Origin of the sequence: Butyrivibrio sp. AE3006 (genome assembly GCF_000424165.1) — a bacterium.
Classification (GTDB): Bacteria; Bacillota; Clostridia; order Lachnospirales; family Lachnospiraceae; genus Butyrivibrio.
In genome coordinates, this window is sequence record NZ_AUJJ01000008.1 from 99373 (window position 1) to 125700 (window position 26328).

The window sequence follows — 26328 nt, forward strand, 5'->3', positions numbered from 1 at the left end:
TACCGCGGATCATGTTACAGTGTGCGGGTTGCTCGTTCTTTTTCTTTGTTACTTTGGTTTGTACATTAGAACACATGTCGAGACGGTTGTTCTTTTAAGTAGGGAAAAGGTCGATGGCTATGTTGATATAGCAATCACTTCATTTTATGTATAACATGTAGACCTCATTACGCTTTTCTCATCAGTACAAAATAAGTCACAGCCAGCATTATAAAGGCGCCAATCCATGCTGAGACTTCGGATACGGCTATTCCTCTAAAGGACATTCTGCCCAGGGTAAAACCGAATCCGAGGCGCAGTGCGACTTCGAGAAAGCCGGAAAACATGGGAACAACAGTATTTCCAAGTCCCTGCACGGCGTAGCGAAATACAAAAAGCCAGCCAAGAGCGAAAAGGCTTATTCCGAGAATGGGCATGAATTCGCTGCAATATCCGATAGTGACAGGGTCGCTTAGCATAAGCCTTGAGATCAATCCGGGGATTATGATCTGAATAAGGGCTAAAGGAATGTTCACGATGATGGATAGAAAAAGACCCTGCCATACACCCTTTCGTATTCTGTCATATTTTCCGGCACCTTTGTTTTGACCGACAAAAGTAAGAATGGCAAGACCCACGGAGATTCCGAACTGTTCAAACAGTCCCGCGAACTTCATACAGACAGAATAAGCTGCTACGTAGGCACTTCCCATGATGTTTACGAAATACTGTAGGATCATTCCACCTGCAGCAGTTACAGAATTCATAAATGCGACAGGAAGGCCTATTTTCAAAAGCTCAACACACAGGCCAGACTGCGGCAAAACAAAGAATCCCTTACCTGCTTTATCCTCGTCTGTCAGAACAGGAACCTTACTAAGGCCAATACGGCAGTATATATATGAGACAGCTTGAGCTATGACAGTGGCTATGGCAGCGCCTACAACTCCGAAATGAAAACCTATCACAAGCAAAATATCCAGAAGGATATTCGTTATGGATGAGATTATCATTGCTGTAAGAGGAGTCTTGCTGTCCCCAAGAGACTGAAGTATGGTAATCGCAAGATTGTTCAGCACAGTTACAATTATTCCCATCAGAATAACTGAAAAATAGCTATAGGCATCATCAAAAATATCTGAAGGTGTCTTTAGAAAAATGAGCATACTCTTTAGTGCCATCAGGCACAGTATTGTAAATACAATGCTCATGGCAGAGCTGATAAACTGCGCAGCCAGTATATATTCGCGAAGAAGCTTATGGTCACCTTTGCCAAATGACTGAGAAAAGCTGATTCCAAACCCTCTTGTAAGGCCGACAACAAATCCCAATATGAGAAAATTCAAGGTTCCAGAAGCGCCTACAGCTGCAAGGGCATTGTCTCCGATACCTTTTCCTACAATTATGCTATCCACCAGGCTGTAGACCTGCTGGAAAAGATTTCCAAAAAGAAGTGGCAGGAAAAACAGTACTATCTGACTCATACTGTTTCCTGAAGTCATATTATTAGTTTTCAAAGTTTTATTCCTTTTGCTTTTAGTTTCTTTTGACAAGCTTATATTCTATATTGATGTTAAAAAGTATTCAACCGCGTTTTTGCTATTGCGAATTATTATTTTTTGTTCCATATTAAATTTAGCAAAACTTAAACAGGCAAAACTTGAAGGGAGAAGGATTATGGCTATTGATTTAACGAAAATGCCAAAGTGGATTTTCATTCCACGGAAGTCCGGAGCTACTTTCAGAAATACTTGATAAGCACCCCGAAGTAGAATTCGCTTTGTTGGGTCTTTACCGGGGGTTATGACAATTTTGTCCGGAATGTCAAATGAAGCTCAGATGGAAGATAACCTTGAAACCTTCAAAAATTTTGAGCTCATGGCTGATGAAAGAAGCAGCGGAAATATTAGATAAATAAGTGATGATAAAATGAGTGAAACTTTAGCGGCCATAAGAAATGGCCAGAAATTAACAACCAGGCAGGAGGCTGCGCTGATATTAAAACTCAGTCTTCCTGCCATTCTTGCGCAGATATCTTCTATAATCATGCAGTACATTGATGCTTCCATGGTAGGACACCTTGGAGCCAATGCATCTGCAGCTATAGGACTGGTTTCCAGCACCACCTGGCTTGTGGGAGGAATAATCACAGCAGCGGCCATGGGCTTTTCTGTATGCGTTGCCCACAGGATAGGTGCTAAGGATGAAGCCGGTGCCAGAGTAATAGTAAAATGGGGGCTTGTGTGCTCCCTTATTTTCAGTATCGTAATTATGGCTGTAGGCGTCCTGGTAAGTAGCTATCTTCCCACATGGATGGGCGGCGACATCGCCATAAGAAAGGATGCATCAAGCTATTTTCTGATATATGCTCTCTCAATTCCTGCAAGAGAGCTTCTTTTCGCATCTCAGGGTATGATACAGTCCAGCGGAAATATTCGCGTTCCCAGCATTTTGAATGTGGTAATGTGCGCGTTGGACGTTGTTTTTAATGCGATTTTCATTCCCAGGCTTGGAGTTACCGGAGCAGCCCTTGGTACGGCGCTATCCTTTGTGATAATTGCGGCGGTAATGCTCTATATACTTCTTGTAAAGTCACCTGCGCTCCACCTTACCGGCAGAAAAGAAAAAGATACGGCAGGTTTTATGGGATTTGCAGAAAGAGAGCTCCCGGCTTCTCTTAAGATTGCCATACCTGTTGCCATAGACAACATCATAATGGGCTTTGCATACGTTGCATTTACAAGAATAGTATCACCCTTTGGAACCGTGTCCGTTGCTGCCAATTCATTCTCTATTACAGCAGAAGGTCTTTGCTATATGCCGGGATTTGGTATCGGCGTAGCTGCCACAACAATCGTTGGTCAGTGCATCGGTGCCAGAAGAAAAGAACTGGCTAAAAGACTTGGCTGGATGGCAGTTGTTCTTGGAATGCTTATAATGGGAGCAAGCGCAGTTCTCATGTGGTTGTTCGCACCTTTCATGATAGGAATCCTTACACCTGATGCAGAGATTAGAAGAATGGGCACGCAGGTCCTTAGAATAGAAGCCTTTGCTGAGCCTCTTTACGGCGCATCGATTGTTGCTGCCGGAGTGTTCAGAGGCGCGGGAGAGACTCTTCTTTCAAGTGTTCTTAATCTTGTAAGCGTGTGGGCTGTCAGAATTCCTCTTGCATATTTTCTTGGTGCAAGATATGGATTAAAGGGCGCCTGGATTGCCATGTGCACTGAGCTTTGCGTAAGAGGAACACTGTTCCTTATTCGTCTTGCCCTTTGGAATACAAAGAAAACTGATGTCGCCACACACTAATTTGTGCGGCATCAGTTCAAACAGTAAACAAACCTCTCAAAATCTGCTAAAATTCTGAGTATGAGTACACATACATCTTCCGAAAAATCGAATAAGAAAATGCATGGGCACAATTTTCTGCTGTTTACGACTGTGCTTTTTACCATAGCTACGCTGGTGGTAGGAGCACTTGTTTTTCGTTTTTATATGGAGGACTTCAGAAAATCCGGCGAAGTAACCGAGTATGACAAATACTATGTCATGATCACCGATAACTACAAGGCGGATTTTTGGCAGTCAGTATATAAAGGTGCCTTTGAAGCAGCAAAGGAGCAAGACACTTATATAGATCTTCTTGGTGAGAATCTTGATCGTCAGTACAGCTGCGAGGAGCTTATGAAAATTGCCATCGCATCTAAAGTTGACGGGATCATCGTTTATGCCAATGAATCGGATGAGATGACTAACCTAATAAACGAAGCCACACAGGAGGGGATTCCGGTTGTAACCCTGTACGGAGATAATACCCACTCAGGAAGAATAAGCTTTGTGGGTGTCGGAAGTTATAACATCGGACGTGAGTACGGCAGACAGGTTTTCAACATCATCAAGGAAAAACGCCGCGAGGACTTCAAAGACTCTGAGAAAATGAAACAGAGAAAGAGCATGGAGGTAACCGTGCTCGTTAATACCGACGCTCAGGACAGCGGTCAGAACATCATCATTTCTGCGCTACAGGAAACTCTTAGCCAGGAAAATGCCACGAATTCCGAGTTCAACATCTCGGTTGTGCCTGTTGATAATAAAAATGCCTTCTCGGTTGAGGAATCCATCAGAGATATTTTCCTTAATGAAAAAATCCCTGACGTGATCATCTGCCTTAACGAGCTGAACACTGTCTGTGCTTATCAGGCGGTAGTTGATTTTAATAAAGTTGGAGATGTCAGCATCCTTGGATATTATGACTCTGAATCAATCGTAAGTGCCATAGATAAGGGCATAGTTTATGCCACTATTTCAATTGATACGGCGCAAATGGGCCAGTACTGCGTGGAAGCCCTTAGTGACTACCATGAATTTGGTACCACCAGCCAGTATTTTACAGCGGATGTAACACTTATTAATGGCAGCAATGTGGCTGATTTCCTGAAAAAGGAGGAGATAGATGAATAGATTCTTTAACCTCCCTCTTCAGAAAAAAATCGTAGGCATCTACATGGGTGCCAATATTCTAATTTTCATAGTTAATATTTTCCTGATTTTCGGGATCAATATCATGGCTCAGGAAATGGAGATGGTTTATCACGACAACAGACAGCTTAATGCCCTCTCTGAGGCTATAGCGGACGTTCAGGATTCCATGACCGGTTACCTTAGCTCCAAGACCACTGATTCCCTGGAAAACTACTATAACAGTGCGCAGAAATTCCAGAATCTGTCGGAAGCCATAGGCGTTCAGGTTACGGATGAGTCCTTTAGCCGCATGAGACGTAATATCAAGTACATGTCAGAGAATTACTTAAGCGAAGTATCTCTCACTATTGAAGCCAAGCGCGGACGAAATGTAGAAAAATACAGAAACCACTACGAGAAGTCAACTGAGCTTTATGACTACATAAATGCCTATATCTCAAGTCTTAATATTGAGCAGTTTGTCAGTAACTCAGAGCACTACACCGAGCTAGCCAGCGCATTTAGAACCTTCGAGCTGGTCAGCGTGGCTGTTCTTACTCTCGTTATGATAGGAAACATCATAAGCATCATAATCATCGTAGGCATGCTCATAAGGCCGCTTAAGGACCTCGCAGATTCTGCGGATGAAGTCGCAACAGGTAACTTTGATACAGACCTTCCCGAGCCCCTCTACCATGACGAGATCGGTATAGTTATCGGTGCCTTCAACAAGATGGTGGTCAGCATCAAGGAGTACATTGTACGACTCAGGGAAAGTATGGAAAAAGAGCGTGACCTCCAGGAAAAAGAGCTTATGATGGAGACACACCTTAAAGATGCTCAGCTAAAATATCTGCAGGCACAGATCAATCCACACTTCCTTTTTAACACATTAAATGCAGGAGCTCAGCTTGCCATGATGGAGGGTGCGGACAAGACCTATGAGTATGTCCAGACTGTGGCTGACTTTTTCAGATACAATGTTAAAAATCAGGAGACGGAGGTTACCATAAAAGAGGAAGTAACCCTCGTTGATAACTACATCCAGATCCTTAACGTCCGTTTTTCAGGGGACATCAAATATGAAAAACAGGTGGATAAGCGCCTTCTTAAGACTGCGATGCCCTCTATGACACTGCAGCCTATTGTTGAAAATGCAGTAAATCACGGCATCAGAGAGATGGGTGATAAAGGTGTTATTAAGCTCAAGGTCTACAGAGAGGACAGCAATGTCTGCATCAGTATCGGCGATAACGGAAAAGGCATAAGCCAGGAGGATATCGACAAGATCCTTGGCGGAAGCTTTGCCCACAAAGAAGAGCAATATGAGCACAACGGAATCGGAATGGACAACGTTATCTCGCGGCTCAGACTGTTTTCGGAAAGACCGGATGTTGTGGACATAAAGAGCGAAGGCCCGGGAAAAGGGTGCGAAGTCATTATCAGACTGCCGCTTCCTGCTGATGAGTGATCTTGATCAATACATCTGCCGGAGTATTGGGATATTCAAAACAGAATTATCTTTTAAGAAAAGAGGAGTAAGCCATGTATCGAATCATGCTTGCGGATGATGAAGGAATCGTAATTGATTCTCTGAAATTCATAATAGAGAAGGAATTTGGTGATACCTGCCAGGTGGAGTTTGCCAAAACAGGAAGAAGCGTAATAGAACTGGCAGAGCGCTTCAGGCCTGACATCGCCATCATGGATATCCACATGCCCGGCATAAATGGTATCGATGCCATGAAAGAGATAAAGCAGTTTTCAGCGAATACTGTTTTCATAGTAATGTCCGCCTATGACAAATTTGACTATGCAAAAGAAGCCATAAAGCTCGGGGTTCTCGAATATATCAATAAGCCTATGGATCGCATGAAGATCATAACAGTTATCAAAAAGGCTATGGCTCAGATTGATTCTGAGAGAGAAAAGCGAAGCAACGAACTTCTTATAAAGGAAAAGCTTGAGACAGTAGAACCCATCATCGAAAACGGACTTATCTACGATATTCTTTTGAAGGAACAGTTTGAAGAGGATGTCGACAGCTACAGGACGATTCTTGGCATCAAGGAAAACTACGGGTACATGCTGGCGATCGTAAGTGGTGACTCTCAGGAGGGAAACCACATGACCAATGCCGTTGGAAGCTCAGTAAAAATCTCCGGCAAATATCAGGAAATCCGAGAAGGGGTAAAGGAATTTTTTGACTGCAAGATCGGTAACGTAATGGCCAACAAGATAGCTGTCCTTATCCCTTATGAAAAAAATAAAATGGAACTGGATGAGAGAAGTTCTCTTATCGAGAGAACCAGGGACCTTGTAAGGTTCCTCAGGAAAAAGACAGATGTAAACTTCCGTATCGGAATAGGCGGTGTAAAGCCCTTAAAGGAGCTGGGAGATTCCTACAGGGATGCTCTCAATGCTCTTATTGCCACAACAGGAGGCGTAGCTCATGCGGACGATCTGCCTCTTAGCCCGGCATACGAGGAGGACTATCCAAGCGATCTGGAAAAGCCCTTGTTTGAGGCAGTTGGCAAGGGAGATGTGAATGGTGCTCTCACCATAGCCAATAAATACTCAGACTGGATGGTCAAGATGGCGGAAGAAGGCGACATCATGGCCATGAGACTTAAGGTGCTGGAGTTTTCACTTTACGCAGAGCACATCATGTACAAAAGCGGAGGTCAGACCTACAGATATTCATCCAGAAACAGCTACCTTCCTGAGATAATGGACCTTGATACACCTGAAGCTCTAAGGGAGTGGTTTTTAGCAAAGATTACATCTGCCTGCCACGACATTGCCAACAGACGCGAGGAGAAATCCACGGATATCATCAAGACAGCCAAGCGCTACATTGAAGAGAAGTACGCAAGTGACATATCCCTTGATGACGTATCCAAGGTGGTCAACATCTCTCCCTACTATTTTAGTAAGATATTTAAGGAAGACAGCGGAGTGAGCTTTATCGAGTATCTCACCAACATCCGCATGGATAAGGCAAAAGAGCTCCTTACAAACTCAGACTATTCAATGAAGGAAATCTGCTCAATGTGCGGTTACACTGACCCCAACTACTTCAGCAGAAGCTTTAAGAAAAATGTGGGAGTCACACCTACAGAGTACAAAGAGAATCCAATAGCATAGAATCCTGTTTTTCTCAGAAAGACGGAAAACTATAAATTTGCGGATTCCTATCTTATATTAAAAAAATCCGGGACGGACTTAAACGATGAAGCATTTTTACAAAAAAATACTAAAGAGGCTTGCCTCATGCCTTGTTATTGCGGCCCTTGTGGCATGCAGCTTATCTGGCTGTAATCAGGAGAGCAGTAGCAGCAAAAAGGAGAGCGAGACAGAAGAGAAAAAAATCCAGATCGGAATGTGCTTTGATTCCTTTGTAATCGAGAGATGGCAAAGGGACAGAGACGTCTTTGTGTCAATGGCAAAGGAGCTTGGAGCAGAGGTAAATATCCAGATTGCCGGCGGTGATGTGGATGAGCAAAAAAAGCAGATTGATTACTTCATTAAAAAGGGAATGGACGTAATCGTAATAGTTGCCATAGATTCTATTCATATGAAGGATGCGGTAAAAAAAGCACAGGACGCAGGTATCAAGGTCATAGCCTATGACAGAATGATCGCTGATGCAGGAACTGATCTGTATATATCCTTTGATAACGAAATGGTCGGCGAGCTCATGGGACAGGCTCTTGTGGATGCAGGTCTTACAGACAAAAAGGTGGTAATGATCTGCGGATCTCCCAATGATACCAATGTTCCCATGGTGGAAACAGGCTTTGAAGCAGTCATGGAGGAAGCAGGTAACGAAATCATAGATAAAACCTATGCAGATGGCTGGAAGGCAGAGCTTGCCGGTGATTATGTCTACAATAATATAAGTACCATAATCAGATGTGATGCCATAATGTGCGGCAATGATGATCTTGCAAGCCACACCCTCAGGGCACTTTCAGAGAAAAGACTTGCAGGCAGAAAGCTTGTAGTCGGACAGGATGCAGACCTTGAGGCCTGCCAGAGAATCGTTGAAGGAACCCAGCTTATGACAGTTTATAAGCCTATTGAGAAGCTGGCACAGACAGCGGCTATATGCGCAGTAAAGCTTGCAAATGGCGAAGAGCTTGATGCAGAAAGCCTTGAGTCTGAGGGATGCGAAATCTCAACAATTAACGATGGAAGTAACACTATACCGTACCTGAAAATACAGCCGGTAAGCGTAACTGCTGACAATATGAATGATGTAATAATTAAGAGCGGATTCCATCTAAAAGAGGATGTTTACTTAAACGTTCCCGGAAAGATGCCTGAAAACTAAATAAATCCAGTGTTTGTGGGCGTTTTGCCACTTTTATAGAATACGCAAAACCGTAAACTATAGCACATTTTTATAATAAATCGATTGTTTATAGCAAAAAAATGCTAGCACAATCGATTTTTTATTTCACTCCATGATAAAAATTTGAAGAATGTCGTAAATTATTCCTAATGCTTTTATGATAGATTGTTTACTGTAAGGAACGGAAAACAAATTCCGTAAAATTTTTCATAATTTCTCATAGGGAGGGAAACAAAATGAAGAGAAAACTTTTAGGTACTTTTCTTTCAGTTGCTATGGCAGCTTCAATGCTCGTAGGATGCGGCGGCGGAAGCTCAGCTCCGGCAACAACTGACACAGGTGCAGCTGAGGAGACAGCTACAGAAGCTCCTGCTGCAGAAGAGACAACTGAGGAAGCTGCTACAGAGGAGACAGCTACTGAAGAGACAGCTACAGAGGACACAGCAGCAGGCGGCGGCAAGGTTGGTGTAGCAATGCCCACTAAGGATCTTCAGAGATGGAACCAGGATGGTGCAAACATGGAGCAGATGCTCAAGGATGCAGGTTATGAAGTAGATCTTCAGTATGCATCAAATGATATCGCTACTCAGGTTTCTCAGATTGAGAACATGATCAGCTCAGGCGCACAGGTTCTTGTAATCGCTTCTATCGATGGTGATTCACTTGGAACAGTTCTTGAGCAGGCTAAGGAAGCAGGCGTTTCTGTTATCGCTTATGACCGTCTTATCATGAACTCTGACGCTGTTAGCTACTATGCTACATTCGATAACTACATGGTTGGAACAAAGCAGGGTGAGTACATCAGAGATCAGCTTGATCTTGACAACACAGATGGCCCTTACAACCTTGAGATCTTCACAGGTGACCCCGGTGACAACAATGCAAGATTCTTCTACGGCGGTGCAATGGACGTTCTTAAGCCTTACATCGACGAGGGCAAGCTTGTAGTTAAGTCCGGACAGGTTGAGTTCGACGACGTTGCAACAGCTAACTGGGCAACAGAGACAGCACAGTCAAGAATGGATGCTATCATTTCTGCAAACTATGCTGACGGAACAAAGCTTGATGCAGTTCTTTGCTCAAACGACTCTACAGCACTCGGTGCTACAAACTCACTTGAAGCTAACTACACAGGTGATTGGCCAATCATCACAGGTCAGGACTGTGACGTAGCTAACGTTAAGAACATGATCGCAGGCAAGCAGTCAATGTCTATCTTCAAGGATACTCGTGATCTTGCAGCTAAGACAGTTGAGATGGTTGACGCTATCATGAAGGGCTCAGATGCTCCTGTAAATGATACAGAGACATATGACAACGGCACAGGTGTTATTCCTTCATACCTTTGCGAGCCCGTATTCGCTGATGTAAATAACTACAAAGAGCTCCTTATCGACTCCGGTTATTACACAGAGGATCAGCTTCAGTAAGCTAATCTAAAACAAAATACTTATAGGGCGGGCCTGCTTTAGACCCGCCCATTGTATGCAAAACTTTTAAACCAGTAAAAAATAATTAACCTATTGTGAATAAAGGAGGGGTAATCTTGGCGAAGATATTATTGGAAATGAAAAATATCACCAAAACCTTCCCCGGTGTTAAAGCTCTGGATAACGTAAATCTTCAGGTGGAAGAGGGCGAGATTCATGCGCTTGTTGGTGAGAATGGCGCTGGTAAGTCCACACTGATGAACGTACTTAGCGGTATTTATCCGTACGGAACCTATGAAGGGGATATCAAATACGATTCTGAGGTTTGTAAGTTCAACGATATTAAGGACAGTGAAGCTAAGGGTATTGTTATCATACACCAGGAGCTGGCACTTATTCCTTACATGACAATCGCTGAAAATATGTTCCTTGGAAACGAACGGGGAACCAAATTTAAGATCAACTGGAACGAGACCAGTTCACTTGCTCGTAAATATCTGGATATTGTCGGACTTAAAGACAGTACACAGACACTGATTAAGGATATTGGTGTTGGTAAACAGCAGCTTGTTGAGATAGCAAAGGCACTTTCAAAGGATGCCAGACTGCTTATCCTTGACGAGCCTACTTCTTCGCTTAACGAGACAGATTCAAAAGCACTTCTTGATCTGCTTCTCAAGCTGAAAGCGGAGCGTAATCTTACTTCAATCATCATTTCTCATAAGCTCAATGAGATTTCTTATGTAGCTGATAAGATCACAGTCATCCGAGATGGTTCTACAATCGAGACCCTTACAAAGGGTGTAGATGACCTGTCAGAAGACAGAATCATCAAGGGCATGGTTGGACGTGAACTCTCAGATCGTTTCCCGAAGAGAGAGCATCATGTTGGCGAAGAGATCATGATGGAAGTAAAGAACTGGAATGTTTACCATCCTTTATATAATGAGAGAAAAATCGTTAATAACGTAAGCATCAAGGTAAAGAAAGGTGAAGTTCTGGGTATTTCCGGACTCATGGGCGCAGGAAGAACTGAGCTTGCAATGAGCGTATTCGGAAAGAGCTATGGCGAGAACATCTCAGGACAGGTATTCATCAAGGGACAGGAAGTTCATCTGAACACTGTTCAGGATGCGATCAAGCACAAGCTTGCTTACGTTACTGAGGACAGAAAGGGTAACGGACTTATCCTTTCCAATCCTATCAAGATAAATACAACACTTGCTAATCTTGATGCAGTCAGCAGCCACAAGATCATCGATAAAGATAAAGAGTATAAGGTTGCTGTTGATTACAAAGAAAAGCTTAAGACCAAGGCACCCACAGTTGAACAGAACGTTGGCAACCTCTCAGGTGGTAACCAGCAGAAGGTTCTTCTTGCAAAGTGGATGTTTGCGGATCCCGATATTCTCATACTTGATGAGCCTACAAGAGGTATCGATGTCGGCGCTAAATATGAGATCTACTGCATTATCAATCAGCTCGTAGCTGAAGGTAAATCAGTTATTATGATATCTTCAGAGCTTCCGGAAATTCTGGGAATGTGTGACAGAGTTTATGTCATGAACGAGGGTAGGATAGTTGGAGAGCTCGATGGCAAAGAAGCAACACAGGAAAAGATAATGACTAAGATATTACAGTCATCCGGAAATAAGGAGGTAAACAATGGATAAGAACCAAGTACTTGGCTTTTTAAAGAAAAATACTATGATAATTGTTCTTCTCATAGTAGTAGCATTCTTCTCATGGAGAACAGGCGGAGCAATTCTTCTGCCTATGAACGTAAGTAACCTGATTTCACAGAACGCATACGTATTCGTACTTGCAACAGGTATGCTTTTGTGTATCTTAACCGGTGGTAACATCGATCTTTCAGTTGGATCAGTTGTATGCTTTGTAGGCGCTGTAGGTGCAACACTTATGGTTAACCTCAACGTTCCGATCCCGCTTGCAATCATTTGCATGATCCTCATCGGTACAGCAATCGGTGCTTTCCAGGGATTCTGGATCGCATTTGTAAGAATTCCTCCTTTCATCGTAACACTGGCTGGAATGCTTGCATTCAGAGGTATCTCAAACGTAGTTCTTAACGGACTTACAGTTTCTATCAAGGATAAGACATCATTTGTAAACCTGTTCGGTGGCGGTGCTGACTGCTATGTACATGACATCTTCGGAAACGGTGCACTTAACCTTACATGTCTCTTTGGTGGTATCCTTGCAACAGCAATTTACGTAATCCTCAGAGTATCAGGACGTGTTAAGAGAACAAAGAACAACTACGAAGTAGAGAACTTCGCTGGATTCCTTGCAAAGACAATCGCTATCTCAGCTGTAATCATTCTCTTTGCTTACAAGCTTGCACAGCACAAGGGTATTCCTACAGTTCTTATCTGGGTTATGATCGTAGTTCTTGTTTATGGCTACATTACAAACAACACAACAGTTGGACGTTACTTCTACGCAGTAGGTGGTAACGAGAAGGCTACAAAGCTTTCCGGTATCAACACAAACAAGGTTTACTTCCTTGCTTACACCAACATGGGCTTCCTTGCAGCACTTGCAGGTATGATCACAATCGCACGTCTTACATCAGCTCAGCCTACATACGGCCAGAACTATGAGATGGACGCTATCGGTTCCTGCTTCATCGGTGGAGCATCTGCTTACGGCGGAATCGGTACAGTTCCCGGAGTTATCGTTGGTGCGGTTCTCATGGGTGTTATCAACCTTGGTATGTCACTTATGGGCGTTGATGCCAACATGCAGAAGGTTGTAAAGGGTGTCGTTCTTCTTGCAGCCGTTATCTTCGACGTAGTATCAAAGCGCGGCGGAAAGATGATCGCAAAGAACTAAGAAAAATAATTGTTTTAAGCATATTATCCTCGGAAGAGTTATCTCTTCCGGGGATTTTTTGTACTGTAAATATGATTAAAAAGCACGATAGACTAACGTGCGCGAAAAGATATATAATTAGGTTTGATAAATCGTTAAAGTTTTATTTAGAAACAAAACAGCTATGATAGGAGCACCAAACGTGGCGGATCGTAAAAGTAGACAATCAAATATTGAATTATTGAGAATCCTTGCAGCCTGCGGAGTTGTATGGCTTCATTACAATAACGCTACAATTGGCGGCGGATTTGGCTATGCAGCATCCGGCAGCGTAAATGAATTCATCATGATTTTCTTTGAGGCGCTTTCTATCTGTGCGGTTAATCTTTTTGTGCTTATATCAGGTTATTTTCTTGCTGATAATAATAAGAGAGATCTGCTAAAGCCCATAGAGCTTATTTTACAGCTCCTGATACTGGGTCTTGTTTTCTTTGGAATATTTATATTTGGAAATGGCGGCGGATTTGATACAGATGTATTTTTATCATTCTTCATGCCCGTAAACTGGTTCGTCTTTATTTACGGTGCGCTCTATATTTTTTCACCATACATAAATCTTGCCTGGAAAGGCCTTGATGCGACAGGGAAAAAGAGACTTATGACACTGATGCTGATCGTATTCTCGGTTTATCCTACACTTATTGAGATTGCAAAAACAGTATCCGGAAGGACTATGAACGGTCTTAGCAGTGTTGGAATAAACGGCGCCCAGTCAGGCTATACCATTGTGATCTTTGTATTTATGTATCTCATAGGATGCTCCCTTAGGGATATGGATAAAAACGGCGAATCTTTCACATCAAAGGAGATTACTACTGGAAAGCTTCTTGTCTGGTTTATCTTAGATGCGGCGATTATCATTCTTTGGACGTATTTTGATAAGCTTGTTCTTAAAAAGGACGTTTTTGAAAGTGTAGCCTGGAACTACGATAATCCACTTGTGATCATAGAAGCGGTGCTTCTTTTCCTTATATTCAAGAATCTGAAGATTGGAAGCAGCAAGGTTATCAATACGCTTTCGGCAGCGTCATTTACAGTGTATCTGGTACATGTAAGGTTCCTTCCTCTTTGCAATATTCAGGCTTTTGCTGAGGGAAGCCCTGTGCTTTTAGTTATTTCCATGCTTATATCCGCAGCAGGAATTTATGTGGCAGGCTTTGTGATTTATATGATCTACAGCTTCTGTACAAAGCCCCTTATTTCACTTTTGGATAAGACCTGGCAAAAGGGAAGAAAGTATACAGCATAACCTAAGTTTCCGCAGAAACAGTGACTCTCGGGATTATTTAGATAAATTAAATACTCAGTTTATCGTATTTTTATTTCTATAATGCAAATTATGATAGAATAATAATATCTATCAGACCGCCCAGGAGGTGAAGAATGAGCTCTAATAATCCGGATTATGAAAAGCTTAAGATAATAGCTGAGAGCTGTGTTGATCCATGTGCAGTTATGAGTGTTGAGAAGAATCCTGATGGAACCTGCGGAGAAATCAGGATTGTTGCAGCTAATGACAAATTCAGCATGACAGGAGAAAACACAGAGGGCGAACTATATACCAAATTTATCAGACAGGAAGCAGAGTTTGACGACATGTGCTTTAAATCTGCCTTCGAAGGTGAGCGTTTTCATACGTATATCGACACCACGGAGCTCTATGGCGGATGGTCTGAGAATCTTATTCTTCCACTAAAACCTTCATCAGATGGAAAAACTGGATATTGCCAGTTCATATATGGATTAGACGAAGAGATGCAGCCGGATAAGTTTTCTGCTATATCTCCCATTGTCGCAGGCTTTGTTATGAAAACCAGCGTAAGCCTTAAAAAAGGTGCAGATTTTAAGGCTAACCTCAACGAAGTATTGGATGATCTTCGAAATTTTGCAGACGCTGTTTCTGTTTGTGTCGTTTCTGCAGATAACGAGAAAAAGAAGGCGGAGATCATAGGACAGAGCATCAGAGATGGATCCATTGCAGCAGAGCAGCTTTTCAGTGAGGTTCCTTTTGAAATAGTTGAAGCCTGGGATGAGATCATTGGTGACAGTAACAGCTTCATAATCAGGGATATGAGCGAAATTGAAAACAACAGCAGAATTCCCGATAAGTGGGCTAACCTTCTTAAAACAGAAGGCGCAAGCAATGTGTGCCTTGTTCCTCTTTCCCATGAGCAGCAGACAAAGGGATATCTTATTATCAGCAGTTTTGATGCGGAGAGAGAAAGTGAAATAAAAGAAACAGCCAAGCTTATGGCTCTTTTCCTTGCATCTGAAATGGCTAACAGCGAGTTCTTAAAGAGACTTGAGTGGCTCACAAGCCTTGATATGCTTACAGGTGTTCGCAACAGAGCAGCCATGAACAGAGTGGTTGATGAGCTGGATGCAAGACTTAAATATCAAAAAGCTCCTTTCGGAGTAGCAATATGCGCCATGAACGGACTTAAGGCCCTTAACGCCGAGGGTGGACACGACGCCGGAAACGAGGCTCTTGCCAAGGCAGGAGAGATTCTAAGGGGAGTGTTTAAGGAGTCTCAGGTTTTCCGCTCAGCGGGCGAAGAATTCTCTGTTGTTGCAGAGGGGATTAGCAAAGAGAAATTTGAAGAAAAGATTGGAAAGCTTCGGGAACTTGGCAGCGATCCCGAGGGTGTTCACCTTTCCATTGGCTGGTTTACTGACGAGGATACAGGTGATATCAGAGCTGCCCTTAGAGAATCCTACCAGCAGATGCGCAAGGAAAAGAACAGTTTTTACGAGAAATATCCGGAAAAGAAGAGATAAAACTACCTTTTAGGCACGAGGAGGAATGCATATGAAGAAGAAAATGGGCAGTTTATTCATGGCCGGGGTGATAGCAGCAGCGATGCTTTCCGGATGCGCCGGGGCAGAGTCGGAGTCAGCAGACACAGAAGAATCGGCGGAGGCAGAAAGCGCTGAGACAGCAGAACAGGATACTGCCACAGAAAGCAGTAATGACATTTCACAGAAAAAAATCGGTATTTGCATATATCAGTTTGATGATAATTTTATGTCCCTTTACAGGGATGAGCTGGTAAACTATCTGGTTGACCAGGGATTTTCAGAGGAAAACATCACTGTTGAGGATTCAGAGCTCAGTCAGGAAAAGCAGAATCAGCAGATACAGACGATGATTGATAACGGCGTTGATGTTCTTATCATCAATGCGGTAAATACCTCGGAAGCAGCCGGTATCACTGACATGGCAGTTGGTGCAGGGATACCTCTTGTTTATATAAACAGAGAGCCTGATGTTGCCGAGGAGCAAAGATGGGTTGATAACGGCTGGGAAGTTACATACGTTGGCTGCGATGCAAGGCAGTCCGGAACTCTTCAGGGAAATATCATCGTGGATATCGGCCTTGAAAAGGTTGACCAGAATGATGACAACATAGTTCAATACATTATGATAGAGGGCGATCCTGAGAATATCGACGCCCAGTACAGAACGCAGTTTTCGGTAAAGGCACTGGAGGATCAAGGCTGGAGCGTAAAGTGTCTCTACGACGAGGTTGGAAACTGGGACAGAGAGTCAGCTAAGCAGCTCTCAAAGGAAGCACTTGAAAAGCATCCCGAGACGGAGGTTGTTTTCTGTAATAACGATTCAATGGCTCTTGGCGCACTGGAGTCCATTAACGAAGCAGGCAGGACCGTTGGAGAAGACATTTATCTTGTTGGCGTGGATGCGCTGACGGAGGCTTTGGACGATGTAATTGATGGATCAATTACAGGAACGGTCTTCAATGATTACTTTGATCAGTCACACAGGGCAGCAGCCGCAACCATCAACTACATGAAGGGTGCCGGCAACGACCACTACATCGGCTGCGACTATGTGATGGTCACAAAGGACAACGCCCAGGAAATTCTTGACAGGATTAAATAACCGTTAGGTTTTAGTTAATGGTCAGAACCTGCGAACATATATATTCGCAGGTTCTGGCTATTATATTAAAACGTAGCTGTAATATAGTCACAACATGGCATAAAGGATTATAATATAAGGCAGATGATGGTATATCATCTGTCTTTTTTGATGAGGGAATATATGCTTAATCCATTTTTATATAGATGTGGCTGTAGGAGGTAAATTGGGATTATTCGAATTGAAAAAGGATTTGATGAATTCTATTTTTCAGTTCTCACTTTGCACTTTATGTTTTTATCCTATTTTACAGTTGTGTTGTTGTAAAAAATGAATACTTGGAGACAGGTATATAAGATTGAAAAATACATAGTAATTATATATCTTTTTGTAAGCGACTGAGCAGGGCCGGTATATAAGATAGAAATATAATGTCAATTTATATACTTTTTTCTGTGCTTTATAAGTACATGGGCTGAGTACTACAGGAAATGCATATAAAAAAGTATATAAGTCTAATTATTATTTTCAATTTATATACTTGGCGAGAAGTTACGGGAGAAATAGGTATATAAATTTGGCTTAAGAGCCTTTCTTATATATGTTGTGTAAAAAGGAACAGTAAACATATTTTAGGAACACTTTTGTAAAAAGAAAGATGTTTTTTGTGCGGAGTATACCTCAGATGACCATAACAGACGTTATTAGGTATATATCAAAAAAATCGTAGCTTTTATAGGGGAGTAGAAACACTTTTAGAAAAAGGGAATATATTTATGAAAAAGTGCGCAATAATAGCGGGTTCGGAAATAAAGAATTATGAATGGGTGAAGTCCCATTTTGATGAGGAGACTTTCTGTATATACTGCGATGGCGGGCTCTATCACGAAGAAAAGCTGGGGGTTAAGCCGGATCTTATAATCGGGGATTTTGATTCACATCCTGTGCCTGAAACAGAGGTTGAGCTTATAAAGCTGCCAACGGAAAAAGATGATACAGACAGTGTCTATGCCGTTAAGGAAGCCATAAAGCGTGGATTTACGGAATTTATACTGATAGGAGCGATTGGAAAGAGATTCGATCATAGCCTTGGAAACATGGCGATTCTGATAATGCTTGAAAAGCAGGGACTTTCCGGGATGATAATTGATGACTACTCGGAGATCAGCCTGATTTCAGGCGGATGCGCCTCGGTGGATAAAGGAATCTCTGAAAATAATGGAATAGCAGAAGCCGGTAAAAGTCTGGGAACTGCCAGCAACATTGCAGAAATTGGCGATGACTTTAGTTTCTTTTCTGTGCTTCCTGCAGGGGGCGATGCAAGCGGCGTCACAATAGAAGGCGCCAAGTACAATGTTAAAGACGTAGAGCTTACCATGGATTTCCCGGTAGGGATAAGTAATGAAGTGGCACCGGGCAGCAGAGCAACAGTTTCTGTAAGAGAAGGGAAGCTTTTCATAATAAAGGTAAAGAGCGAGAAATTCTAAGATTTATATCAAAAAGGCTACCAATGTAACAGTTTTGGCTATATATTTAAAAGGATAAGCGAAAACAATGAATAAGATAAGGAACGACCTGCGGACACACACATTTTTCTCTGCAGGCGGGGTATCCACATTACAGGAAAATATCGAAGCTGCAAGAGACAGGGATATTCAGCTATTGGCAGTAACAGATCCCTTCAGCGCATTGGTGGTTGATGAGGACTCCGCAGGCGCGGGATTTTCAGAAAACGAAACCACGGATTGGGATGCTGCAAATGAGGAAGCCGGAGACCAGGAGGAAGCTCCGATCAGTGAAAACCTCGATGGCCAGGAGGATGTTCTCATCCGTGAAAGCCTTGGAGTAAAGCTTCTGTACGGCTGCGAAGCAGATATAGTTAGTCCTGAGGGATATCTTTTCGGAATAGGACTTCCAGGGAAAGAAGAGTACCCAGGCGATATCATTTTTACTCCGGATTTTATAGTTGCAGGGGTAAGCAGCAGATGGAAACCCATGGAAATAAGCGAAGCGAAGGCTACGCAGATGTACATAAATGTCATTAGAGACAGCAAGGTTTTGATGCTGGGTAATCTTTGCAAGACAGAGCTCAGCTGCGACATGGATGAACTCCTCAGGGTATGCAAGGAATTACATAAACCTGTAGAAATTGACGAGCAGAGCTTTTTATATGGGGACGACGCAGTAAGGAGAATCAGGAGCCTTCTTACAAAGTGCGCAGAAGAAAATGTTATGATATGCGCAGATTCAGGGGCTTTGTCAGCGGCGAAGGTGGGACAGATGCCGCAGCTAATGGCAGAGCTTAATGAGATAGACTTTCCAAATGATCTTATTATGAATGCAGACAGTGATATTTTTCTAAGAAATTATCAAAAAGCAGGATTTACGACCATAAATACATCTTGGGGGACTTATTAATGAAAATAGTTTTGGAGCATCTTACCAAAAAATTTCCAAACAGAAACAAAAAAATAAAAGAGGATGTCATTGCCGTAAATGATTTTGACTACGAGATTCCAAATGGCAAGCTTATTGGACTTCTTGGGCCTTCAGGCTGCGGAAAAAGTACAGTCCTTAATCTTATAAGCGGGCTTGAAAAACCAACCAATGGCAAAATCCACTTTGGCGATGATGATGTCACTGAGCTCCCTGCGGAAAACAGGGGAGTTGGTCTGGTTTTCCAGAACTATGCGCTTTATCCGCATCTGAATGTAAGAGAAAACATCAGATTCCCGTTAGAGAACCTTCGCGGTAAGGACAAAATGACCAGGGATGAGATGGACAGAAAGGTTTTTGAGACCGCAAAGCTTGTGCAGATAGAAGGACTCCTTGACAGAAAGCCTTCAGAGATGTCAGGTGGTCAGCAGCAAAGAGTTGCCATAGCAAGAGCTCTTGTAAAGCAACCAAAGGTTCTGCTTCTTGATGAGCCTCTGTCAAACCTTGATGCGAGACTAAGGCTTCAGACCAGAGAAGAGCTTAAGAGAATTCAGGTGGAAACAGGTATAACCACAATTTTTGTAACCCACGATCAGGAAGAAGCCATGAGTATCTGCGACACCATAGTGGTTATGCAGGATGGCAGGATCATGCAGCATGGCAATCCCCAGGATGTCTATGACAAGCCGGATAACCTTTTTGTTGCAAAATTCCTTGGGACGCCCCAGATCAACGTATTTAAAGGCGTTGTCAAAGCGGGCACTGTTTTCATTGGAAATGACAGAATCATGATGATGGAAGAAGACTTTGAAGACAGAGATGTCTTCGTGGGTATAAGGCCCGAAGGCTTCATTCCGGATGATAGCTGGAATGGCAGAAGCGAAGCCTCTGATAATAAGGAGAGACTTATCTGCGAATTCAGAAAGCTTGAAGTAATGGGTAGAGATTCAAGTATCCTTTGTGCCAACGAATATTTTGAAGGCACTATGATACGTGCAATTATCGCATCCGGCACAGAGATCAAGACTCCCGGCGGCGAAGTGGCATTTAATATTAAACCTAACAAGATTCATATTTTTGATGCAAAAACGGGGAAGGTGCTTCATTAAATGAATAGTAAAAAACAGACTTTAACTGCATGGCTGTGCTTACTGCCTGCAATCATATTTTTGGGAGCGTTTTTGGTCTATCCCATGATAGATGTTTTCATATATTCCTTTGAGGAGGGCTATAATTTCGCATCCCAGAGCTACTTTGGTATAGGTGGCTACAATTATTCTTATGTGCTTCATGATCCATATTTTATTCAGGCCCTTAAGAATACATTTATTATCGTGCTTATAACAGTGCCGCTTTCCACGGGCATTGCACTTATAATCTCGCTGGCTTTAAGTTCAATCGATAAGCTTCGTGAACTTTTCCAGACAATCTTTTTCCTTCCATACGTGACCAACACTCTGGCGGTAGGACTTGTTTTCATGATCCTTTTCCAGAAAACCGCCTACACAGACGGAATGGTTAATCTGCTTATAAGATTCTTTGGCGGCGAATCCGTTGATTTCATAGACGGACCATATTCTGCCAAGATGTTTGTTATGTGTTTTTACACAATCTGGGTGGTACTGCCCTTTAAAATCCTGATTCTTACAAGTAATCTGGCATCCGTAGACCCTATCTATTACAAGGCTGCAAAAATTGATGCCACACCAAAATTCAGAATCTTTTTCAAGATAACGCTGCCCATGATTTCGCCCATGGTATTTTATCTTGTGATCACAGGCTTTATCGGAGCTTTCAAGGCCTACAGCGACGAGGTTGCACTTTTTGGAACGGACCTTAACGCTGCGGGAATGAACACTATAGTTGGTTATATCTACGACATGCTCTACGGAAACAGCGGCGGATATCCATCCTACGCATCGGCAGCAGCTATCATACTTTTTGCCATAGTATTTACGATTACCATAATCAACCTTCTCGTCAGCGAGAAGACCGTTTATTACCAGTAATTACGGGCTTTAGCATGACCTTAATACATAACGTATCATGAAAAGAGGAAATATATGTCTTCAAATACAGATGGAAAAACAGGCTCTGTGCCTCATGTTAATTCTGAATATAAGCTGATTGAGCAAAGAGCAACGGCGGCAAATGTCTTTGGACAGATCATAAGGTATCTGCTGCTGGCCTTTTGGGCGCTTATCGTACTGTTCCCTTTTTACTGGATGATCCTTACATCCTTTAAAAGCTACAGCTCCTATAACAGTGAGTACGTGCCAAAGCTTTTTTTGACATCGCCCACCTTCCAGAATTACGTGGATGCTTTTACGGAGGTTTCTCTTGGCAGATATCTGCTAAACACCTTTGTGTTCACGGTGGTTACAACAGCGATCATGCTGGTTATTGTGGTGCTGTCGGCCTTTGCTTTTTCAAGGCTTGAGTTCAAAGGGAAAAACATACTGTTTGCCCTGTTTTTATCACTGATGATGATTCCTAACGAGCTGGTTATCATCACCAACTACGTTACCATCACCAACATGAACCTCAGAAACTCCATGCCGGGACTGGTGCTGCCTTCTGTTATTTCAGTCTTTTATATTTATCTGTTAAAAGAAAACTTTGAGCAGATTCCGGATGAGCTTTATAAAGCAGCAAAAGTGGACGGGACATCTGACATGCGCTATTTGTGGCGTGTTATGATTCCCATAGCAAAGCCCACACTTATAACCATCACAATTTTGAAAGTCATTGAGTGCTGGAATTCCTACGTATGGCCAAGACTCATAACCGACGATCCCAACTTTTTCCTTGTTTCAAACGGAATTCAGGAGATCAGGGAAAACGGCTTTGGAAGAGAGAATATCCCTGCCATGATGGCAGCGGTTGTAGCTATTTCAGTGCCTTTGATGGTTCTGTTCCTTGTTTTCAGGAAAAAGATAATGGCAGGCGTTGCAAGAGGAGGAACCAAGGGATGAGACTGTTTTCGTTTATGAAAAAATCCGGGAAGGCCGCAGCTTTCATGGCAGCAGTGCTTATGACCATGTCTGTTCTGCCGCTTACTGCGTGCCATGGATCCAGGGAATCCTCCGGTTTTGAGATTCCGGAAGCCTTCGATGAGACTTCAAAATATGAAATTACATTTTGGGCAAAAAACGACACCAACAAGACCCAGACCAGGATCTATGAGAAAGCCATCGCCGATTTTGAGAAGCTTTATCCAAATATCGACGTAAGCCTCAGACTTTACACGGATTACGGAAAAATTTACAACGACGTAATTACCAATATTTCCACAAATACAACGCCAAATGTCTGCATCACATATCCGGATCATATCGCAACTTACCTTACGGGCAGCGATACGGTGGTTCCTTTGGATGAGCTTTTGACGGATTCAAGGTATGGTCTTTCAGGGGATGAGCTAAAATACGACGCTCCTTCAAAAGATGAGATTATCCCCGAGTTTTTATCTGAGGGAATAATAGGGGATCACTACTACGCAATTCCCTATATGCGCTCCACGGAGGCTTGCTATGTGAACAAGACCTATGTGGAGAAGCTTGGATATGAGATGCCTGAAGTTCTTTCCTGGGATTTTGTCTGGGAAGTATCTGAAAAGGCCACGGAGAAAAATGAGGATGGAACCTTTAAATTAAATGGTCAAAAGGTCCTCATTCCCTTCATATATAAGTCCACCGACAATATGATGATTTCTCTGCTAAAACAGGAGGGCGCCGAGTATTCGGATTCTTTTGGAAACAACTGGCTTTTTGAGGATGTGACAAGGGAAAACCTCATGGAGATCACATCTCACGCCAAAACAGGAGCTTTTTCCACATTTAAAATATCAGGATATCCTGCAAACTTCCTGAATGCGGGACAGTGCATTTTTGCTGTGGATTCTACGGCAGGTGCCACCTGGATGGGCACTAATGCACCTCTTTGCGATATTGCCAAGGATAAGATCGTCGATTTTGAGACCGCAGTTTACCCTATTCCTCAGTTTGTGGATAGGGAGGGATTGCAGATTTCAGATAATAAGGCATCAAGGCTTGCTCCCGAAGAAAAGAAATTTGCCATGATGTCCCAGGGACCGTCGATTTGTATTTTCAATAAGAAGGATCCCCAGGAAGTGCTTGCCTCCTGGCTTTTTGCTCAGTACATGCTGACAAATGATGTGCAGATAGCCTACGCTGAGACGGAAGGCTACGTTCCCGTAACATCAAAGGCTCAGGATTCTCCGGAATATCAGGACTATTTAAGCAGAGCAGGGGAAGACAACACTACCTATTATGATGTGAAGATCGAAGCCACAAAGCTTCTTTTGGAAAATCAGAAATATACCTTTATTACCAGCGTTTTCAATGGTTCCGCATCGCTTAGAGATGCAGCCGGGTCGCTGATTGAGAATGTGACAAAGTCAGTTCGAAGGAAAACCGAAGTGGACGCAGCCTATATAGATAAGCTCTATGAGGATACGAAGAGCCTTTATCACCTGGATCAGGTATCGGCAGCAGGAACCGGTAAAACGGAATTCGGAGAACTGCCGGCGGAATCCAAGTGGCTTGTGAGACTTCTGATTACCACCTGGCTTTTAATAGGAATTTACATTTTTTCAAACAAAATTTTGAAATAGTGGTATAATACGTCTGTTACATTATTAACATGTAAGAATAAAGAGGAGAAAAATTATGAAAAAGGTAATTGCAACAGTTTTGACAATGGGCCTTGCTCTTAGCATGGCAGCATGCGGCAGCAAAGGTGCAGAGGTTCAGGACGCAGCTACTGAGGCAGTATCTGAGGTAGCAGAAGAGGTTTCTGATGCAACTCAGGAAGTAGCTGAGGATGCAGCAGACGTAGCTGAGGAAGTAGCCACAGAAGCTACAGAAGAGGCTGCAGAAGGCGAAGAAGCTACAGAGGAGACAGCAGCAGGCGACGTTATGACTCATGATGATTACGTTGCAGCTGAGCTTGATTCAGAAGTAACAGTTGAGACTTATGTACAGGCTAAGCAGGGCTGGTGGGAGAACGAAGGCGTTGGTAACGCTACATTCTACACACAGGCTGAGGATGGTGCATACTTCATTTACAACATGCCTTGCTCAGAGGAAGAGTATGAGCAGCTCACACCCGGCACCAAGATCAAGGTTACAGGTTATAAGTCAGAGTGGTCAGGCGAAGTTGAGATCACAGATGCTAAGTTCGAGATCGAGGATGGCAACTTCGTAGCAGAGGCACTTGATGTTACAGATCTTCTTGCAGATGATTCTATTATCGATCACCAGAACGAGTTCGTAGCTTTCAAGGGTATGACTGTTGAGGCTAGCAAGGATGCTGACGGCAATGACGTAGCTTTCCTTTATAACTATGATGGTTCAGGCTCACAGGGTGATGACCTTTACTTCAATGTTTCTGCAAACGGCACAACATATACATTCACAGTTGAGTCTTACCTTTGCGGACAGGATTCAGACGTTTACAAGGCAGTTGAAGGCCTTAACGTAGGCGATACAGTAGACATGGAGGGCTTCCTCTACTGGTATGAGGGTGTTAACCCCCACATCACAGCTGTAACTGTACAGTAATTATTTAAAAATCCGGTATTTTGTTCCATACGGCTATAGTGGGAGCCGTAGAATAAAATCGCAGGGTGCGTAAAACCGCATAGAATCTACAAGAACCGTTACAACAAGGCGTAAAGCCAGAGCTGTAGCGGTTCTTTTTATATGCAAAAACATGTTAAAATACATCAATTTACAAGCTGCAAAAATGTGAGATAATAAAAATTAGTTAAGCAATATATGGGAAGAGTTTTTTGGGGAGCCACAAGATATTGTGGAAGTTGGGGGAGTCATGGACTACGATTATCTTTCTTCGATTGTTTCTAATTACACCAATTTATCAGCACTTAGCAATAAAATAGGAGCTTCAACAGGCGTATCATCAATAAAGGATGTGATGAATACGCTTTCTTCAGGTGATTCATTTAGTGGGATCCTTGGAGATGCCGTGCAGTCGATTGCCGGAGATTATGACGAATATTCCAATGCTGAGCTTGCTGATTCTGCCATCAGAGCAATAACATCGAATACAGGATCAGCTTCTATCACAGGAATGCTTGATTCTATGGTTAAGTCCGAAGGCGTTGACGATGACACAGCACAGAAGCTCTCCGGTATTGCAGGCGTAAATGTGTCAAATGGCACTGAGAAGGAAGCCAGATCCAGCCTCATCATGCAGAACTATCTCACAGCCTCTATCCTTAAGGATACCCTTCAGAACTCCCTTACAGATTCAGCTGACTTTACCCAGTCACTCTTTAGCGGGCTTGCAGTTGGAAGCGGTGATGATTCATCAAACAGCACTTTGACATCACTGCAGAATTCCACACTTTCCGCCATCTCTAATATGTCAGCATACGAGGACTACCTGGATAAGCAGGTGGTATAAGGATGCTTTGTAAAAGAAATTAAATGAGAACCTAAAACCGGGAGTATGATTCGCACTATCGATAGTACGGCTCGTAAACGAGATACACTCTGCCTTTCTAAAAGATCAAAAATTCTCCGAATCTATGCGGAAAAATATCAAATCAGAATACAACTATATTTTGCAAAATCAAAATAAATTATTATTTTTAATATTGACGAAACTTTTTGCTGATGATACTATCAGTGAGCATTCAGTTCCAAATGCATTCAAGCACAAGATGATCATCTTGATTATTCCTAAACGCAGTACCTAAGGAGTTATCAAACTATGGGTTTGGAAAACGCACAAAATGATGCACGCCCGATCTGATCATGGTATTCACCGTAGTACGTAAATCGATCGATGAAGAGTGTTCACTCTATGTATTACATAGCAGAAAGGGCAAAAACCATGATATTTTC

General features: G+C 42.8%; 20 protein-coding genes. 19 read left to right on the plus strand and 1 reads right to left on the minus strand.

The features are described from left to right. Positions 1–167: 167 nt before the first annotated feature. On the minus strand, positions 168–1463 hold the full coding sequence (locus tag G603_RS0104805; protein ID WP_196808043.1) for an MATE family efflux transporter: 1296 nt from the start codon (positions 1461–1463) through the stop codon (positions 168–170). 445 nt (positions 1464–1908) lie between these two features. Between G603_RS0104805 and G603_RS19270 the strand changes: the two genes are divergently transcribed. The 19 genes from G603_RS19270 to G603_RS0104905 all read left to right on the plus strand — a co-directional run bounded on the left by G603_RS19270 (position 1909) and on the right by G603_RS0104905 (position 25885). Further along, positions 1909–3285: an MATE family efflux transporter gene (locus G603_RS19270; RefSeq protein ID WP_035792049.1), complete on the plus strand. Its 1377-nt coding sequence runs from the start codon at positions 1909–1911 to the stop codon at positions 3283–3285. A gap of 60 nt (positions 3286–3345) precedes the next feature. Then, entirely contained in the window at positions 3346–4437 is a 1092-nt protein-coding gene (locus G603_RS0104820) for a substrate-binding domain-containing protein (RefSeq protein WP_081669823.1), read from the plus strand. Further along, positions 4430–5908, plus strand: coding sequence for a sensor histidine kinase (locus G603_RS0104825; RefSeq protein WP_026669481.1), 1479 nt, complete (start codon positions 4430–4432; stop codon positions 5906–5908). Before G603_RS0104820 ends, G603_RS0104825 begins: the two co-directional genes overlap by 8 nt. A gap of 74 nt (positions 5909–5982) precedes the next feature. Then, on the plus strand, positions 5983–7584 hold the full coding sequence (locus G603_RS0104830; protein WP_026669482.1) for a helix-turn-helix domain-containing protein: 1602 nt from the start codon (positions 5983–5985) through the stop codon (positions 7582–7584). An 85-nt stretch (positions 7585–7669) separates the two neighbouring features. Further along, positions 7670–8773, plus strand: a complete 1104-nt coding sequence (locus G603_RS0104835; protein ID WP_026669483.1) for a substrate-binding domain-containing protein — start codon at positions 7670–7672, stop codon at positions 8771–8773. 257 nt (positions 8774–9030) lie between these two features. Beyond that, on the plus strand, positions 9031–10224 hold the full coding sequence (gene chvE / locus G603_RS0104840) for a multiple monosaccharide ABC transporter substrate-binding protein (RefSeq protein ID WP_026669484.1): 1194 nt from the start codon (positions 9031–9033) through the stop codon (positions 10222–10224). Between the two features lie 116 nt (positions 10225–10340). Further along, positions 10341–11897, plus strand: a complete 1557-nt coding sequence (mmsA, locus tag G603_RS0104845; RefSeq protein WP_026669485.1) for a multiple monosaccharide ABC transporter ATP-binding protein — start codon at positions 10341–10343, stop codon at positions 11895–11897. Further along, positions 11890–13080: a multiple monosaccharide ABC transporter permease gene (mmsB, locus tag G603_RS0104850; RefSeq protein ID WP_026523754.1), complete on the plus strand. Its 1191-nt coding sequence runs from the start codon at positions 11890–11892 to the stop codon at positions 13078–13080. The genes mmsA and mmsB overlap by 8 nt, the downstream gene beginning before the upstream one ends. Before the next feature lie 181 nt (positions 13081–13261). Then, positions 13262–14368 carry an acyltransferase gene (locus tag G603_RS0104855; protein WP_026523755.1) on the plus strand — a complete coding sequence of 369 codons (1107 nt, stop codon included), beginning with the start codon at positions 13262–13264 and terminating at the stop codon, positions 14366–14368. A gap of 134 nt (positions 14369–14502) precedes the next feature. Continuing rightward, entirely contained in the window at positions 14503–15897 is a 1395-nt protein-coding gene (locus tag G603_RS0104860) for a GGDEF domain-containing protein (RefSeq protein ID WP_026523756.1), read from the plus strand. Between the two features lie 31 nt (positions 15898–15928). Further along, positions 15929–17020 carry a substrate-binding domain-containing protein gene (locus G603_RS0104865; RefSeq protein ID WP_026523757.1) on the plus strand — a complete coding sequence of 364 codons (1092 nt, stop codon included), beginning with the start codon at positions 15929–15931 and terminating at the stop codon, positions 17018–17020. A gap of 755 nt (positions 17021–17775) precedes the next feature. Then, positions 17776–18486 carry a thiamine diphosphokinase gene (locus G603_RS0104870; RefSeq protein ID WP_026523758.1) on the plus strand — a complete coding sequence of 237 codons (711 nt, stop codon included), beginning with the start codon at positions 17776–17778 and terminating at the stop codon, positions 18484–18486. Between the two features lie 67 nt (positions 18487–18553). Further along, a complete protein-coding gene (locus G603_RS0104875) occupies positions 18554–19417 on the plus strand; it encodes a PHP domain-containing protein (RefSeq protein WP_026669486.1) in 864 nt (287 codons plus the stop codon). Then, the gene (locus tag G603_RS0104880; RefSeq protein ID WP_026523760.1) at positions 19417–20544 is read left to right on the plus strand and encodes an ABC transporter ATP-binding protein; all 1128 of its coding nucleotides are present in this window, start codon (positions 19417–19419) and stop codon (positions 20542–20544) included. The genes G603_RS0104875 and G603_RS0104880 overlap by 1 nt, the downstream gene beginning before the upstream one ends. Further along, positions 20545–21444 (plus strand): carbohydrate ABC transporter permease, encoded by a 900-nt coding sequence (locus G603_RS0104885; protein ID WP_026523761.1) that lies wholly within the window; start codon positions 20545–20547, stop codon positions 21442–21444. A 54-nt stretch (positions 21445–21498) separates the two neighbouring features. Beyond that, a complete protein-coding gene (locus G603_RS0104890) occupies positions 21499–22410 on the plus strand; it encodes a carbohydrate ABC transporter permease (RefSeq protein ID WP_081669824.1) in 912 nt (303 codons plus the stop codon). After that, on the plus strand, positions 22407–24071 hold the full coding sequence (locus tag G603_RS0104895; RefSeq protein ID WP_242829612.1) for an ABC transporter substrate-binding protein: 1665 nt from the start codon (positions 22407–22409) through the stop codon (positions 24069–24071). Before G603_RS0104890 ends, G603_RS0104895 begins: the two co-directional genes overlap by 4 nt. Positions 24072–24126: 55 nt before the next feature. Beyond that, complete coding sequence (locus tag G603_RS0104900) at positions 24127–25020, plus strand: hypothetical protein (RefSeq protein WP_026669488.1); 894 nt, start codon at positions 24127–24129, stop codon at positions 25018–25020. A gap of 268 nt (positions 25021–25288) precedes the next feature. Beyond that, the gene (locus G603_RS0104905; protein ID WP_026523765.1) at positions 25289–25885 is read left to right on the plus strand and encodes a hypothetical protein; all 597 of its coding nucleotides are present in this window, start codon (positions 25289–25291) and stop codon (positions 25883–25885) included. Positions 25886–26328 lie beyond the last annotated feature (443 nt).

Excerpts from the sequence above, each read along its gene's own strand:
- G603_RS0104820 (WP_081669823.1), top strand. The coding sequence starts at position 3,346 with ATGAGTACACATACATCTTCCGAAAAATCGAATAAGAAAATGCATGGG.
- G603_RS0104875 (WP_026669486.1), top strand. The coding sequence starts at position 18,554 with ATGAATAAGATAAGGAACGACCTGCGGACACACACATTTTTCTCTGCA.
- G603_RS0104835 (WP_026669483.1), top strand. The coding sequence starts at position 7,670 with ATGAAGCATTTTTACAAAAAAATACTAAAGAGGCTTGCCTCATGCCTT.
- G603_RS0104830 (WP_026669482.1), top strand. The coding sequence starts at position 5,983 with ATGTATCGAATCATGCTTGCGGATGATGAAGGAATCGTAATTGATTCT.
- G603_RS0104895 (WP_242829612.1), top strand. The coding sequence starts at position 22,407 with ATGAGACTGTTTTCGTTTATGAAAAAATCCGGGAAGGCCGCAGCTTTC.
- G603_RS0104905 (WP_026523765.1), top strand. The coding sequence starts at position 25,289 with ATGGACTACGATTATCTTTCTTCGATTGTTTCTAATTACACCAATTTA.
- G603_RS0104860 (WP_026523756.1), top strand. The coding sequence starts at position 14,503 with ATGAGCTCTAATAATCCGGATTATGAAAAGCTTAAGATAATAGCTGAG.
- G603_RS0104890 (WP_081669824.1), top strand. The coding sequence starts at position 21,499 with ATGTCTTCAAATACAGATGGAAAAACAGGCTCTGTGCCTCATGTTAAT.
- G603_RS0104880 (WP_026523760.1), top strand. The coding sequence starts at position 19,417 with ATGAAAATAGTTTTGGAGCATCTTACCAAAAAATTTCCAAACAGAAAC.
- G603_RS0104870 (WP_026523758.1), top strand. The coding sequence starts at position 17,776 with ATGAAAAAGTGCGCAATAATAGCGGGTTCGGAAATAAAGAATTATGAA.
- G603_RS0104900 (WP_026669488.1), top strand. The coding sequence starts at position 24,127 with ATGAAAAAGGTAATTGCAACAGTTTTGACAATGGGCCTTGCTCTTAGC.
- G603_RS0104885 (WP_026523761.1), top strand. The coding sequence starts at position 20,545 with ATGAATAGTAAAAAACAGACTTTAACTGCATGGCTGTGCTTACTGCCT.
- G603_RS19270 (WP_035792049.1), top strand. The coding sequence starts at position 1,909 with ATGAGTGAAACTTTAGCGGCCATAAGAAATGGCCAGAAATTAACAACC.
- mmsB (WP_026523754.1), top strand. The coding sequence starts at position 11,890 with ATGGATAAGAACCAAGTACTTGGCTTTTTAAAGAAAAATACTATGATA.
- G603_RS0104805 (WP_196808043.1), bottom strand. The coding sequence starts at position 1,463 with ATGAGTCAGATAGTACTGTTTTTCCTGCCACTTCTTTTTGGAAATCTT.
- chvE (WP_026669484.1), top strand. The coding sequence starts at position 9,031 with ATGAAGAGAAAACTTTTAGGTACTTTTCTTTCAGTTGCTATGGCAGCT.
- G603_RS0104825 (WP_026669481.1), top strand. The coding sequence starts at position 4,430 with ATGAATAGATTCTTTAACCTCCCTCTTCAGAAAAAAATCGTAGGCATC.
- G603_RS0104865 (WP_026523757.1), top strand. The coding sequence starts at position 15,929 with ATGAAGAAGAAAATGGGCAGTTTATTCATGGCCGGGGTGATAGCAGCA.